The following is a 14,290-nucleotide window of genomic DNA, read 5'->3' on the forward strand; positions in this document are numbered from 1 at the left end:
TTCGATTATGTAGAGATGTTTTATAATGCTAAACGCCGCCACAGTGCCTGTGAGGATCAACCCCCTGCAGTTTATGAAAGTGCCTGGTTCATGAGGCACGGAACCGTCTAGGAAATCCGGGTCTATTCAATATTAATAAGCCAACACTTATAGATGGAAGGATTCAAGCCAAAATAGAAAAGCTTGGTAAAGATATGCCTAACGGAAATATGGCAACGGCTCATGCTGAAGTAGGAGTGATCCAACAGGCTTATGAAAAGGGTATGACTCTAGGTCGTGAGATGACCATGACTGTGTCAAAAGAACCTGTCTGTGGCTTCTGTCGCGGAGATGTAGCTGCAATGGCTGAACAATCTGGATTGAAATCGCTCACTATATATGAAGAGCAGACAGGGAAAGTTCTGTATTGGCAGCCTGGAATGAAGTCTCTGAAGGTGAGGGAGTAATTATGATTTTTTTATCTAGCTGGACATTGCATGGCAAGGGTGGAAATAAAAAAACTTCCCAATGGGAGGATATATCGCTTCTATTAAAAGGGCTTAAGGATGAAGCTGGGACATTAACACTTGATCGGATAAATACTGATAATACAGGCCCTGAAATGTTACAAGTTAGAACTGAGAAAGGTAATTATCTACTGATGTTGGGGGAAACAACAGAAGATGACTATGAGGTACGTTCTTACTGGGATAAAAGCCTGCCAGAGGAAAAGATAGATATCTTGGGTGATTATTGGTCAGCAAGGCAGGTAACAAAGGACTTTGATCTTGTTGTCAGGGTCTTTAAAGAGTTCTTCGATACTGGCAATGTGTCGACGGATCTTCTGAATTAAAACAGTAACCCCGGCCTGGGTCGGACGCGATGGCGCATGCGGTGCTGGGTGCGGTGACGGCGCAACTGAACAACCAGTCGGCAGTCGCCGGCGGGTTGGGTGCCGGCGGCGGCGAACTGGCAGCGCGGGTTATCGCCAGTCAGCTGTTCCCAGACAAGAAACTGGACCAACTGAGCGAAAGCGAGAAACAGCAGGTGAGCGCCCTGAGCCAACTGGCCGCAGGACTTGCAGGCGCTCTGGTGACGGGCGATACTGCGGGGGCAGTGACAGGCGCTCAAGCTGGCAAAAATGCGGTTGAGAATAACTTGTTGGCGGTTCCAGTGCCGGTTCCGCCACCAATTGCCGTGCCTAATACGGTCGTTAACGGAGCCGGAGGTAATGAGGCATGGGACGCGGATGATGGCTCAGATCCGAGTAAGTCGCGTGAAGAGAATGCGCGCAAACCGAATATAGCCAAAGATCTGACGGATGAAGATAAAGCGGATTTGGGTGGTTCGGGATCAGGAACGCCGGGTGGCTGGGAGCCTCAGGATGAGGAGAATGCGCGGAATAACGAAAGTGATCAGACTAAAGGCAACCAAATCGGTAAATGGACTGTCGATGAATTATCCGAAGGTGCGAAACATACTGATCCAGCTTCGAAAAAAGGGGACCTAACATTAGCCGGTCGTGCTCTCCAAAAGCATGGTAGTCGTGAAGGAAGTTCATTCCCTTCCGCTAAGGGAAACCCGTCTGCTATCAATGAGCAAGGCCAGAAAATTGTAGATAGCATCTTGAATGACCCAAATAAGACTGTAATTCAAAATAATACGGGGCGTTATGGGCAAGTAACGGATGTGATCTCGTCCAGTGGACGTGGATTACGTTATGACGCACAGGGCAAACTTATAGGTTTCTTGGAACCACCAAAATGATGAATAAATTAACAGCACAAATAGTGAGTTTACCGGATCGAGAGAATGTTGTTTATGAGATCTACTCTGGAACTAATCAGGTCGCAGAAATATCAAATGAGCCTGATATTGGCTTGCGAATAGAGATTTTTAATAGCGCTGATGGGAGTTGGAATTTTAACTTTAATGAGTTCCGTGCTCTTGTTGAACAAGCGGAAAGAAACCTTACTTAATTAATCCCCGGCCATCGAGCCGGGGTTGTTACTTCTAAGCCCTAAAAACTCCCCCTTCCCGCCGTTGCAACCGGAGCACTCCAGGTGCGGCGGTGATCTCCAGCTGTTCCGCGTCAGTGATCCCGGAATCAATGAGCCAATCCCCGCCGATAATCACCTCGCCGTACTCCCGTACCCAGTCCGCTCCCAAATCTTGCCGCTGCTGACTGGCTTCGCATACGGCTTCCCAAGTGGCGTCATCGGTGACGACGGCGATCTACAGGCCATCGGATCTGAGCGTAAGCTGCAACGGTTCACCGAGTCCAAAACCCAGTTCAGCCAGCATAGCGCCTGCGATCGTCAGCTCCGGGATAGGTTCTGAGGTAAAGGTGATGTTCATCCAGCATCCTCCGGGGTCGGCTCAAGCACCCCCCAAATATTTATTGATGTAGGTAGAGCCGGGTTGAGCTCCGGAGACAATAATGAGCATGTAATCCAGTGAATACGGGGGTTTAGGAGAGTGTGGGAGGTATGGATTGGCGGAAGATCACAGGAGTGATAAATTAACTATATCATATTGATATTGATTGTATTTTTTAATACAAAAATCCATTTTATACATCTCGCTATACACAAACACTGCCATGAACAATTTTGACTCACCCCCTGCAACTCACCGCTGGTCAGAAAAAGATTTATGGCAAAACAGGTCACAGTAGTCACTTTTTTATTTTTTCAAAAAAAATCATTAAGTTATGACGTGAACGGTTATTTAAAACTATACATAACCGTTCACTTTAGAGTGAACAGCGGCAGTCAGCATCCACCTACCCCACAGACCAATTTGCTCCCTTCATACGCTTATGAAGCGCCCCATATTGCCTGGTTTAAGGCTCAGACAACCCGACCATTATGCAAATGTTAGGAACAACACCACTAGAGATAGCTATTGTGATAATAACCATGAGAATAAAAATATATCTAAATAACCTGACACCACGTCTCCGCAGTTCCGACTTATAGCCTATTGCAAAGTTTCCAGATGAAAACCTGGGGTCGGGATTTTTTCCTGATATATTTTCCACTTACTTTATCCAGCATCCAGGATACATTACCCCTCTTACCACTGTTTACTCTGGCATGGTAACGTTGCTGAAGAACAGGAGCATATTTTTTGTTGGCGGCCGGAGAATCCGGCAGCACAACATTTTCTGACTTGGCTCCATTAACACGAAAGAACCGACTTTTGCGTCCCCCCAGATAAACAGAATGTTATTGATATCCCAGAACAACAACACCGCTTCCGCTGTAGTTACCGGCTATCGGTTTTGCGTCCGAAGAGAGTGTAGATGTTATAGGAAAAGATTGGCTCCCTTGCGAAACCGAAATTTTAGCCCCCGTAGATAAATCAGTATCATTGATGAATAATTTGGAGGCTATCCCCCCACCTAGCGTTATACTCCTCTCCCCGACGAGGGTAATAATAATATTCGCAGTAGCAGAACACTGCACATTAATATATTCAGTTTTACTTGAGCCTTGCACAGCCCCTGCAGAGATAGAGCCGTAATCGAAAACTACATCCCCCATCAACTCACACTTAGTAGTCGGAGGCGGTGGTTTGCCACAGTAAGAGCCTGGGATCACTAAACCAGTATAATTTCCATTATTGCTGCCTTGCCAATACAAAATTCCAAAACAAGTACTTGGATCATATAATACCGGTGTTATGGTACTCCAATTACCGCTATTGCCATTTTTATTCACAAATGCAATATGGGCATCCTTCACAGTAGCATTACGAGGTATTACAACCCTTGAAGAAGTCGCTGACGGGTTCACACATTTTTCTGATGCAGTCGCTGAATAATGGCATACAGCCACAGAACAATCAGCAGCATTGCAAATTACCATATCGCTTTCTTCAGTAGGCCATGAAAAATCTCCTAGGTATCCATTGCTGGTCCTTGTGTGAGGAGAAACCCATGCGCTAGCCTCTGTATACGGACTCCAAAACAAGTAACCGATAGTTACTATAAAAGTCACAAAGAGGATTAAAGCCGAACGCACTGATAAATATACGCGACCATCCAACATATAATACCCTTGAATATCTTTCATTTCACCTCTCAAAATTCCCCCTGTTATAAAACCACTCCCATAAAAAATATTTTTTACACTTGTAGTTTATTTTCAACATTTCATTTCGGTAACCAATTTAACCTATGACAGGAAAACTATTCACTGTTGTTATGTATTTTTATTGGGATAATTAATGCTTACTCATATTCCAGGTGGAAGGTCGCCACCGCACTGAAGGGCCCGCGTTCGATACGCTGCTCCCTAAGGGCGTCCGGCTCACCCTGCACATAGGCCTTCAGCGCAATACTGTTGCTCCCTTCCTGCAGCAGGGATTTATTACTCGCCTGATTGAGCGGCAGCGGTTGGGCCGACGGCGTCTCAAGCCCGATGGCAATCCCCGTGGCCTCACTGCCGCCGTCCAGGGCCAGCAGGCCCGGCAAGGCAGTGCTTTCCGTGCCGGTAAAGCGCACACTGACCGTCTTGCCCAGCGTCAGGTCGCATTCCTCCAGGTGTATATCGAAGGCTTGCCCCAAAGTGCGCGTGTTCAGGTACAGGTACTTGTCAATGATGGTGCCAAAATCCAGCGTGATGTCTTCATCGCCCGGCAGTATCACACAGGGCTCTGCGACCAGGGCGCCGTGCAGGTGCACGTTGTTGTCATCCGCCGCCAGGCTCGGTAGCGGTATCGCAATCAGCGCCTGTGCCAACAGCAGGGCTACCGCCTGGGTGCGTGGATGCCCTGAACGCGCACGCGTGCCCGATTTTCCTTTCATCTCGCGCTCCTTATTCATAGTCGGCACGCAGCGTCGCCCAGGCCTCAAAGACCCCTTCGGTTAGCGTGGCACCGGCTTGTTTTATCGGCACCGCGTCCAGACGCGGCGGGTTGGCCAGGCTTATCTTCACCGTGCTGTTCGGGGTGAAGGGTTTGTCGTTCTGGTACACCCGTATGCCGAGGCTGGCCTTGTCCGTCAGCAGGGCGTCATTGTCGAACCCGGCCGCACTGCCACTCAGGCTGAGCGTCAGCGCCCAACTGCCGCCGACGGCTTTGTCACAGGTGATTTGGTAATTCAACGGCTGGCGGTAGTTCAGCCCGTCCACCTTGTTGATGCCCACCCGCTCGCCGAAGTCGACATCCACCTGATTACCGTCGTTTATGGTGCAAGGCGGCGGCTCTATCAGGGTACCGTGAAACGTCATGTCCGCCTCACCGTCCTTGGCCTGTGCCGGGGTAATGCCCGCCATCAGGCCGCAGGTCAGCAACAGGACTCCTATCGTTCTGGTCATGCTCCGCTCCCGTTACTGGTAAGCCACTTCCATCGTGGCACCCGCACTGAATTCGCCCCCCGTCAGGGTTGCGCCACGTTGTTTCACCGGCACCGCCCACAGTTCAGGCTTGTTCGGATAGGTGAAGTTTAGCCAGCCGTTGACCGCCAGCTTGCTGTCGCCCTGGCGCAGTTCGATGCCGAGATCTGCCTTGTTGCTCTGCAGCACCGTGGAGTCAAACGCCGCACCCGTACCCTTCACCTGCAGCTTCATCGCATTGGAAGGCGCGCCGGGGCATGACAGCATGTAATTGACCGGCATCTTGTAGTTGTCGCCGTCCACCCGGGTGGTCATCACGTCACCGAACTCCACTTCAATCGGGCGGTCATCGTTTATCACGCAGGGCGGCGGGGCCACCACGGTCACCTTGACCGTGACCGTGGCCGAGCCCGCAGCCCATGCCAGTAGCGGCAGCGCGGACAGTAAGGCGGACAGTGTCTGCCAGGCCTGTCGCTGCCGTATCAGGGTTTCCTTCATCGTCCTGCCCACCTCAGTCATAACTCAGATGAAAGTCCACCACGGCCCGATAACTGCCAGCCATCAGGGGAGCGGGGGTGCGTTCCGGGGTCACGGTGTAGCTCAGCGTGTTCTGCCCCGGCGTCAGCAACAGCGGCTTGCCCTGGCTGCCCAGGCGTACGTCTTCGCCCTGCGCGTTCTCCAGCCGAAGTCCCAGCCCCGAGACGCCCTGCGCCTTCACCAACTGCGGGTTATCGGCGTCACGTGGTGCGTTAAAACTCACCGTCACCGCTGGCTGATTATCTGCCCAGGTCAGACCGCCGGTGCGCACGTCACGGCTGCCCGCCGCGCTGCGCAGGCAATCCGCCAGGCGCAGTTCGACCCGGACCGGTTCTCCGCGGGCGCCAAGGGTCTGCAGGCGCCCCGTCCCCACCTCGCCCAGCGCAACATCCTGATGGGCGCTGGTCATGTCCAGCCGACAGGCGCTTTCCGTCAGTGCGCCGTGTACATACAGAGAGCCATTGGCCCCTTCAACATCCCAGTTATCTGCCTTCGCCTGCGCACCGGGCAACAGCCACAGCATGGTGCCCAGCGTCAGCGGCACCATCAGCGCCAGCCCGCCCAGCGTGGCGTAGTACTTCAGCTCGGTTGCCCCACGCGGGTCCTGCCGGTGTCTGCCTGTCTCGTGTGTCATGCCCATATCCTGTCTCCCTTCGCTTCGCCGATGCCCGGCACCACCCGCCGATACTGTTCTGCTACGCCTTCTTCGCCGGTATCACGGTGCAGGTGCTGCCGTTGCAGCTGAAACTCAGCTGCGGTCGGCCGCCGTAGTCGTTGACGTAGGTGAGCACTGGGCTGTTGCCCACCGCCGCCGCACTCACCGTCAGCGGCAGGTTACCCTTGGGCGGCACCATCATCGGCTCGAAGTTTTTGATGCCCGGGCCGTCTTTCTTGTTGCTCGCGTCAACCAGGGTGACGTAATACGGCGTCGGATTGTTCACCACATACTTGTCGCCCTGTTTGCTCAAAGTCAATTGCTCCTGTGGCGGAGATGCGCTCTTGTCCATCGCAATGGCCGTCGGGCGGTAGAACAACTTGATGCGCGTCTGCAGCGCGATTTGCAACGTGTTCGGCTTGGTGCTCTTCGGTGGGATTTCCCGCAGGTTGAAGTAATAAATCGTCTCGCGGTCCTGCGGCAGCATCTTCACCACCGGCAGCGCCTGGATTTTCACCTGGCTCGGCTTGCCCGGCTCAATACGTTGCACCGGGGGCAGCACCGTGAGGGGGCTCTGGATTTTGTTGCCCTGGTCGTCTTCTATCCAGCCCTGTGCCAGGTACGGCAACTGTTTGTTCTGGTTGCTGACGTTCAGGCTCACCGACGTCTGGCTGCCGTCAAAAATCACCCGAGTACGGTCCAGGGCTATCGCTGCCTGAGCCTGCTGGGCCACCATGCCACCCAGCAGGGTGACAGTCAGCAGCGCGGTCGTGCCGGCGCTGCTGCGTGAAGGGATAGTCGTTTTTAATAAGTCGTTTCGCATTGTCTCTTTCCCGGCCTCAGGGCCTGTGAAATAGGTTAGTTAACACCGCATACCGCTCTCGTCACTCAGCGGTACAGGCTTGTGTTGTCACGCCGTGGGTTTATCTCCGTCAGGCTCTGGGGCGCCGGCGCTCACCGGATGGCACGGCAACAGCAGCGTATTCATCAGCATGTCCGCAGGCAGGGGGGTCGGCATCCGCACCTCGCACTGCGCGCCACCGTTCCAGTGCACCGTCATGGCGTCACCGGCGTTAATGCCGCTCAGGTAGACGCTGCCGCCGTCGTTGACCAGGCCAGTCTCCTGTTTACGCGCATTCATCACCGTCGCGCCAAACGGCGGCTCGCTGCCATCGGCCAGTTTGATCACCGCCATCGCCTTGGCGCCGGCAATCACGTCGAATTGACGGTAACCAATCGCGCCTTCGGTCAGCGTCGCCTGGACCACCGATTTGGTGGCTTCGGCATTGTCACCCAGTTGGTTCACATCGATGCTCGCCTTGTTGCGGTAGTAGCTGTTCACATCGCCGATGACCGCCTTGCCCCAGGCGTTGGTCCGGCTGGTGCTGCCATAGCCGCGCACCGGCACGTCCGCCACCCCCTGGGTATCAATCAGCATCCGGGTGCCGCCCGCCGTGCCGGCACGGTGCAACGCGCCCCCGTTCGCCGTCAGCGTCATTCCGCCCTGCATCGACATCCCGACGGCGCTGTAGCGCCCTTCCTGGTAGCTGGCATTGCCGCTCATGCGCGCCGTGTCGCCTTCATGGTTGTAATACCCGCTCACGTTCACCCCGCTGCGCGAGGTCCCGGTGCTCAGTTGGTAGTTGTTGTGTTCGTCAATCCGGTCGTAATACCCCACCCGGTGGGTGGTGTCGTTGCGGTTCACCGTGGTGTTGTAACTCACCGTAGAATTGTCACCCCACGGCATCGACAGCGACAGGTAAGCCCCGTCGTCTTTGGTGCCGTTATATTCATTGCGGTACGCCGACAGCGACAGGCTCAGGTTTTTAAACCGGCCCACGTCGAAATAACGCGACACCGTCAGGTTGTAACGATCGTTGGCCGGCCGGTCCCAGTAGGTCTGATGGCTGTAGTTGATGTAGCTGCTCAGCCCCCAGTCGCGGAAGTGCTTGTTGAAGGTGACGGTATACATCTCCTTACCGTTGCCGGTCCGGGTACCGTAGTATTTCGCATCCAGGTACTCGCTCATGCTCATGAAGTCCTGCTCCGAGAAGCGGTAGCCGGCGAAGGTCACCTGGCTGTCGTACTCGTCAAAGTTCTTCGAGTAACTCAGGCGATAAGAGCCGCCACTGAGCGTGCCCTCTTCCTGCGACAAGCGCGCCCGGGACTGCGTGGCGTCGAACGACAACGCCCCCAAGAGCATCAGGTCACGCCCGATACCCAGTGACAACGCGTTATAATCCCCACCCGCCAGCGCGCCCCCGTACAGCGACCAGCCGTTGCTGATCCCCCAGGAAAACTCACCGGTGCCGAACACCGGGCCGCGCGAATGATGCTGCCAGTCCGACGGCTTACCCGCCGCCAGCTTGAAACGTACCGCCCCCGGCCGCGTCAGGTACGGGATGTTCGCGGTGTTCACCACAAACTCCTGCACGCTGCCGTCCTGCTCTTCCACCCGCACGTTCAGCTCACCGCTGACCGCATCGTTGATGTCCTGAATGCGGAACGGCCCCGAGGCCACGGTCGTCTCGTACAACACCCGCCCCTGCTGGCTGATGACCACCTTAGCGTTGGTCTTCGCCACGCCCACTACTTCCGGGGCGTACCCACGCAGGTTAGGCGGCAGCATGTTGTCGTCCGATATCAGACTCGCCCCGGTAAAGCGGAAGCTGTCGAACATGCCCGAATCCAGGTAGCTCTCCCCGACTGTCAGCTTCGAACGCAGCGACGGCACCGCCCGGTAGGCGTAATACCGGCTCCAGTCCAGTTGCTTACTGGTCGATTGCCCCGCCCCGGTCTGATGGTTGAGGTTGGCCTGCCAGTCCGCCCGCAGGCGCCAGGCCCCCAGGTTCACCCCGGTCGTGCCGTTGCCACTCAGGTTCTGTGTGCTGCTGCCACCTTGCTGCTGACGCTGGCTGCGGGCATTGACGTTGTAGTCAAACAGCAGACCCGGAATACCCTCGTCCCAGCGTGACGGCGGGTCCCAGTTCTCGTCGCTGTACTCCAGGAAGGCCTGCGGGATGCTCAGGTACAGGGCATTGGTGGCCAGGTCACCCCGCACCTCCATCCCCGGCACGCTGCTCTCATCCAGACACTCACCGTCATGCCACCAGGTCAGATCCTTGAACACGCCTTCCTTGAACCCCAGCTCATTCGACAGCGCTTTGCTGATACAGGCCCGGCTGCCGTTCGGGTCATCCTTTGGTGCATAAAAAGGCACTTGCTGCTCCGGTAGGTCATTTTTGTTGACATGTACCACCATGCCGTAGGTACCCGGCATGATGTAACCACCACGGGAAAACTGGCTCAGGTCAATATTTTTTCGGTCGTTGACGTCCAGCACATCCGTATTGAACTGAATGTCGTCTGCCGCGTAGACCACGGTCATCGGCGTGCCCAGTGCCAGCGAGACGCACAGTCCCACCGCCTGGAGTCGAACCAGTTTTCCTGTTGGTGACAATCCCATATCCTTACCTTTTTATTTTAAATAATCGTTTCCGACGCAGTGCCCGAGGTATTCAGAAATAATCCAGTTTGAAACGAATTGACGAAAAATAATCACCGGACTTCAAAGCGTGATTATTCGCCACCAGTTTCAGGGAGTAATTCAATTGCATGCTGCCGGGAATAATATCGACAAACGGCAAGACTTTTCCGGGTAACGCAATATTCCCCGAGCCATCAGAAATTTGCAGTCCCACGCCGGACGCGCCGCCGCGAACACCAAATAAATCCCCTTCCGTGTCACCGTCGAAGGTCACCTGGAATTGTTTCCAGTCCTCTTTACCCGGGCGCTCAAGCACACAATCAACCAGATCGATGGAAAAAGGTTTACTGCGCCCCTGACCATCACGAATAATATCGGCCACGGGAATAACTCCCATATCGATACTTTGCTCACGACTGTCCACCGCAATAGCACAGGCGGTATCGATAATACTTCCCTGCATATTAACCCGTCCCCACCCCGCCAGGTCACCGGCGGCATACGCAGAAAATAATACAGGGGGAAACAGGCAGGAAAATACGATTAACGTTTTTCTATTAATGTGCATCTTCCATTATTCCTTTGGGCGACTCGCATAAAAAAGGCATGCGGGAACCCCGCATGCATAGACACACCAATATTTAAAATAAAGGGAATAAAAGGGGCTTAGTTGTACGCCAGGGTGAAGTCAGTCACAGCCTGGAAGTCACCTTCAGTAATGGTCGCTGACGCGCCATCACCCTGCATGTAAGCAGCGAACCTCAGCGTGTTGTTACCGTCCTGCAATGTATGTTCTTTGGTAGCCTGACCCAGTGTGATGACTTGACCATCAGCCTGGGTGATAGCGACGCTGGCGCCCTTGGCATTACCGGTGATCCCCAGCAGACCGTTACCCGCCACAGATTCCATGCCGGTGAAGGTCACTTGTACCTTGTTCTTGGCAGCCGGGGTGCCGAATGAGCAATCTTCCAGTTTAATATCAAAGTTTCTTGGTGTGGACTGGCCACTGTCTTTCAGCGCAGCATTAGAAATCTGCCCCATATCAACGGTCTGATCGATAGACTCCGGTGCGATAGAGCAAGGTGCATCGATAATAGAACCGGTAAAGGTGACTTTGCCGTGACCCTGGTCAGCGGCATGTGCCATAGAAGCTGAACCAAACGCAATTACGGCAGCCAGAAGTGTCTTATTCAGGTTCATTTGTAAATTTCCTAATGATAATTAATGATTAAAGTTTTATTTCCGGACCCCGGACTGCACAATCCATTACGCAAAAACAATAACTCAAAAAGAGATAAAATCGACTCACGTTAAAACAACATGCAGATCCAGAATAAGAACAAAGGACACCCTCGTTCTGAAATTAATTATTGCAAAAAAAATATTAAACTGAGAGCTTTTTTATCAAAACCAAATAAAAAAACAATATAAAACTAGCAACCTTTTTTTTTGAGGTAAAAATCAAAATATACGATCGTGAAAAACACTATTGCGACATAATCAACTGAAATTATATTGATATGCGATTTTATAGATCGCCAAAACACAAAATTGCACTACAATGAACCACTAAAGGGGCGCATTCCCACATTCAGCGACACATAACGGCATTGGGTGTGGATGGGATCATGGAGCGAATACAATGGCGGAGCTAAAGGTCACACGCAGAGAAAGCCTTCGGCTACAGCACGCGTTACTTATCGCTTTGCAACAGTTAGCACCGCCAGTAACAAACAATAGGTTACCACCGCAGGCGAGCTGGCCTTCTACGCGGCAATTGGCGATGGCTCTTGATATCGGGATTTATCGAGCACGTTATTTACTACTCGATATGGTTAGAAAAAATCATGTCGTCGTCAGTAATAGAGCAGTAAACAATTCGCTACGCTGGTTTCCGATAGAGAAAATCATCCCCTCTCCAGTCGATAATTTTTTACAGGCAAAAGCCATTAATAAATAATAAATAGCGAGGAGTTAATATTGGCCTTCTATGTCAATATTCTGATATGTCTGGGACTGTCCCTGGGGTTGTTTGGCTTTTGGTTTCGGCGTGCCGCAAATTATCGCGCGATTATAGTCTCACCTGCCTTGGCCTATTTTACTGCGGGAGTTGTCGTATTGGCCTTCCCGTTAACCTATACAACAGACATGCGAGTTACGGGTGCCGCCTGGCGGGTTGGCGGTACCGTACTTGGACTATTTTGGTTTGTTTCGTGCCTGCAAATACACTGGCGCCGATGTACGGTGCTTGCGGCACTCTATGGCTTACTCTTTTTGGTTGCTGTACAGGCCGTTATTGCCGGACAGCAGTGGCTTGTGCCTGATAATGCCTGGGTCCCTCTCTATGGCAACCGTGTCTACGGCTCATTCTTTCAGCCGAACGTCCTCGCCAGCTTTATCGCTACCGGCGTTACCCTGACCCTTGCATTGCTGCTGCTGCCTGGACTGGCCTCAAAACGAGCCAGGAATGAGCACGCACGCCAGTGCGGCTTGCTGATCCTACTGGCGATGCTTTCTGCCGTTCTGATTTGCATTCAGTCCCGGGCTGGTTGGTTAGGTGGCATCGCCGCAGTATTGCTCCTTTTTCGTTTTGGTCGTCTCAACTCGCCACGAACGGTCCGTGCCATTGCAGCACTGACCGCTGGTGTAATCCTGGGTGGTACATTGCTGCTCTTGGGGCAATCCCTTGTTCCCCTGGTCGACCACTCTCACAGCAACCTGTCTCGCTGGACCATGTTACGCGATACGCTCGCCATGATTGCTGACAGACCCTGGCAGGGTTGGGGGTATGGCGGGTTCGAGTATGATTTTCAGCACTTTCGCGTTTCCCAGGCTTCGCCCACTCAGGTGACCGAAATTGCTCGCCATCCGCATAACGAAATATTGCTGTGGGTCGTTGAGGGTGGCCTGATAGGGCTAACTGGCATGACGCTGGTTCTTATCGGCATAGGGACTATTGTCAGGCAGGCTATAAAACGGGACCGTTCTGCTCTAATGGCCGGTCATCGCATGGCCGGGGTGACGACAGCGCTGAGTATTGCCGCATTGCCCATGGCTATCCACAGTCTGCTGGAGTTTCCGTTCTACCTCTCGACGCTGCATTTCGTCATATTCCTGCTTTTGCTCGCCATGGCGGACCGCCTCAGCACAACAGAGGCAACCCTAAGCACCTTGCCGAACATCTCAAGCAGAATACTGAATCGGACCCTGACTGTTCTGGCGCTGGGTATTACCGTGCTGACCAGCTTTACCCTTAAGGGAGGGCTTACTCTCACGCAAGTGGAAAGGTTTGGCATGGAAGATGTCACCCCCTTAAAGACGTTACCCTCTCTGACTCGTCAACTGCTTCAGGAACGTATTACCTTTGATGAGCAGGTCGGTGCCCTGATGACATACAACCGGACGCGTGATGAACGTCTACTGGAAGACTACAGCCAGTGGGCACAAACCTACCTGCAACAACGCATCGATAAGAACGTTTACGCCAACCTGATCCCCGTATTACTGCACCAGAAACACCCAGCAACCGCAGAGCGTTATCGCCGTGAGGCGGCATTGTTTTTCCCGACCGATATTCGTTTCTCCCTCCCTTCAGTCGATAGCACTGCAACGCAAAATAACCAGGAAAGGCGATGAAAAAAAACCACGTCAATATCTTTATACAAGACCCCAATCAATATTTTGCACAGGGCCTCAGTGCCCTGTTGCAAATGGAGGAATTGTCTAGGGACACAACAGTCACCTTTTTAACTCATCAGAATCGCTATCTGGCCGACCTAATAATAGTAACGGATGAGCCCTCCACGTTCTTCAAGGCCTATTCGACAGCCATGATGAATGCCCGGCGAAATGTACTTCTGATCCAGGATAACCTCCGATACCGGGCAGTTTCACAAACGCTGTACCGGGCCAGCATCATCAAACGCCGCGACAGCATAAACACCGTGCGGCAGTTAATTGAGACGGCATTCAAAAAACACAATGACAGCGCTACCGCTGATGCCCTGTGCAAAAATCCGCCACTAACGTTCCGAGAAGGCCAAATTTTGACCGCCATTGCGCAGGGGCTGCAGCCTAAGCGAATAGCCATGCAGCTCGGTGTGCACATCAAAACGGTCAGCGCCCATAAATGTGCCGCCATGCGCAAGTTGGGGCTCTCTCGTAATTACGAATTGTATCTCTGGTTGTGCAACCAGAACGGGCTGCCGCAGAGCCTCATCGAGGCCCAATCACTGTCTCCTCCTCGGAAGAGTAACGCCAATCAAGCCACACCTCGGTAACGAGTTATAT

General features: G+C 53.2%; 16 protein-coding genes and 1 pseudogene. 7 read left to right on the top strand and 10 right to left on the bottom strand.

All coding sequences use genetic code 11. The features are described 5' to 3' along the window. The first annotated feature begins 194 nt into the window (after nucleotides 1–194). From OCH02_RS25505 to OCH02_RS20835, 4 genes are read left to right on the top strand one after another with little or no spacing between them, the layout of a single operon-like run. Nucleotides 195–446, top strand: coding sequence for a deaminase (locus OCH02_RS25505; protein WP_410001270.1), 252 nt, complete (start codon nucleotides 195–197; stop codon nucleotides 444–446). Then, the gene (locus OCH02_RS20825; RefSeq protein ID WP_410001271.1) at nucleotides 407–832 is read left to right on the top strand and encodes a DUF6911 family protein; all 426 of its coding nucleotides are present in this window, start codon (nucleotides 407–409) and stop codon (nucleotides 830–832) included. The genes OCH02_RS25505 and OCH02_RS20825 overlap by 40 nt, the downstream gene beginning before the upstream one ends. Before the next feature lie 29 nt (nucleotides 833–861). Next, nucleotides 862–1,746 (top strand): VENN motif pre-toxin domain-containing protein, encoded by an 885-nt coding sequence (locus tag OCH02_RS20830; protein WP_261432778.1) that lies wholly within the window; start codon nucleotides 862–864, stop codon nucleotides 1,744–1,746. Next, entirely contained in the window at nucleotides 1,743–1,958 is a 216-nt protein-coding gene (locus OCH02_RS20835) for a hypothetical protein (protein WP_261432779.1), read from the top strand. The genes OCH02_RS20830 and OCH02_RS20835 overlap by 4 nt, the downstream gene beginning before the upstream one ends. Nucleotides 1,959–1,992: 34 nt before the next feature. Here OCH02_RS20835 and OCH02_RS25450 read toward each other — a convergent pair. The 10 genes and pseudogenes from OCH02_RS25450 to OCH02_RS20880 form a co-directional block, all read right to left on the bottom strand. Next, nucleotides 1,993–2,337 (bottom strand): annotated as a pseudogene (locus tag OCH02_RS25450) (hypothetical protein). A gap of 872 nt (nucleotides 2,338–3,209) precedes the next feature. Further along, nucleotides 3,210–4,058: a DUF4402 domain-containing protein gene (locus tag OCH02_RS20840; RefSeq protein WP_255851287.1), complete on the bottom strand. Its 849-nt coding sequence runs from the start codon at nucleotides 4,056–4,058 to the stop codon at nucleotides 3,210–3,212. Nucleotides 4,059–4,216: 158 nt separating this feature from the next. Then, nucleotides 4,217–4,792: a fimbrial protein gene (locus OCH02_RS20845; protein ID WP_261432780.1), complete on the bottom strand. Its 576-nt coding sequence runs from the start codon at nucleotides 4,790–4,792 to the stop codon at nucleotides 4,217–4,219. 10 nt (nucleotides 4,793–4,802) lie between these two features. Next, the gene (locus OCH02_RS20850; RefSeq protein ID WP_261432781.1) at nucleotides 4,803–5,303 is read right to left on the bottom strand and encodes a fimbrial protein; all 501 of its coding nucleotides are present in this window, start codon (nucleotides 5,301–5,303) and stop codon (nucleotides 4,803–4,805) included. 12 nt (nucleotides 5,304–5,315) lie between these two features. Then, nucleotides 5,316–5,819: a fimbrial protein gene (locus OCH02_RS20855; protein WP_261432782.1), complete on the bottom strand. Its 504-nt coding sequence runs from the start codon at nucleotides 5,817–5,819 to the stop codon at nucleotides 5,316–5,318. Between the two features lie 13 nt (nucleotides 5,820–5,832). Then, complete coding sequence (locus OCH02_RS20860) at nucleotides 5,833–6,492, bottom strand: fimbrial protein (RefSeq protein WP_255851284.1); 660 nt, start codon at nucleotides 6,490–6,492, stop codon at nucleotides 5,833–5,835. A gap of 61 nt (nucleotides 6,493–6,553) precedes the next feature. Further along, nucleotides 6,554–7,336, bottom strand: a complete 783-nt coding sequence (locus OCH02_RS20865; protein ID WP_410001272.1) for a fimbria/pilus periplasmic chaperone — start codon at nucleotides 7,334–7,336, stop codon at nucleotides 6,554–6,556. An 87-nt stretch (nucleotides 7,337–7,423) separates the two neighbouring features. Next, nucleotides 7,424–9,979: an outer membrane usher protein gene (locus OCH02_RS20870; protein ID WP_255851283.1), complete on the bottom strand. Its 2,556-nt coding sequence runs from the start codon at nucleotides 9,977–9,979 to the stop codon at nucleotides 7,424–7,426. 52 nt (nucleotides 9,980–10,031) lie between these two features. After that, nucleotides 10,032–10,568 (bottom strand): fimbrial protein, encoded by a 537-nt coding sequence (locus OCH02_RS20875; protein ID WP_255851282.1) that lies wholly within the window; start codon nucleotides 10,566–10,568, stop codon nucleotides 10,032–10,034. Between the two features lie 98 nt (nucleotides 10,569–10,666). Further along, complete coding sequence (locus OCH02_RS20880; RefSeq protein WP_261432784.1) at nucleotides 10,667–11,200, bottom strand: fimbrial protein; 534 nt, start codon at nucleotides 11,198–11,200, stop codon at nucleotides 10,667–10,669. A gap of 442 nt (nucleotides 11,201–11,642) precedes the next feature. On the opposite strand from OCH02_RS20880, the gene OCH02_RS20885 reads away from it, so the two are divergent. From OCH02_RS20885 to OCH02_RS20895, 3 genes are read left to right on the top strand one after another with little or no spacing between them, the layout of a single operon-like run. Next, nucleotides 11,643–11,960, top strand: coding sequence for a hypothetical protein (locus tag OCH02_RS20885; RefSeq protein WP_261432785.1), 318 nt, complete (start codon nucleotides 11,643–11,645; stop codon nucleotides 11,958–11,960). Nucleotides 11,961–11,980: 20 nt separating this feature from the next. Then, complete coding sequence (locus tag OCH02_RS20890; protein WP_261432786.1) at nucleotides 11,981–13,636, top strand: PglL family O-oligosaccharyltransferase; 1,656 nt, start codon at nucleotides 11,981–11,983, stop codon at nucleotides 13,634–13,636. Further along, a complete protein-coding gene (locus tag OCH02_RS20895; RefSeq protein ID WP_261432787.1) occupies nucleotides 13,633–14,280 on the top strand; it encodes a helix-turn-helix domain-containing protein in 648 nt (215 codons plus the stop codon). Before OCH02_RS20890 ends, OCH02_RS20895 begins: the two co-directional genes overlap by 4 nt. Nucleotides 14,281–14,290: the final 10 nt, after the last annotated feature.

Origin of the sequence: Serratia quinivorans (genome assembly GCF_946227985.1) — a bacterium.
GTDB lineage: Bacteria > Pseudomonadota > Gammaproteobacteria > Enterobacterales > Enterobacteriaceae > Serratia > Serratia quinivorans_A.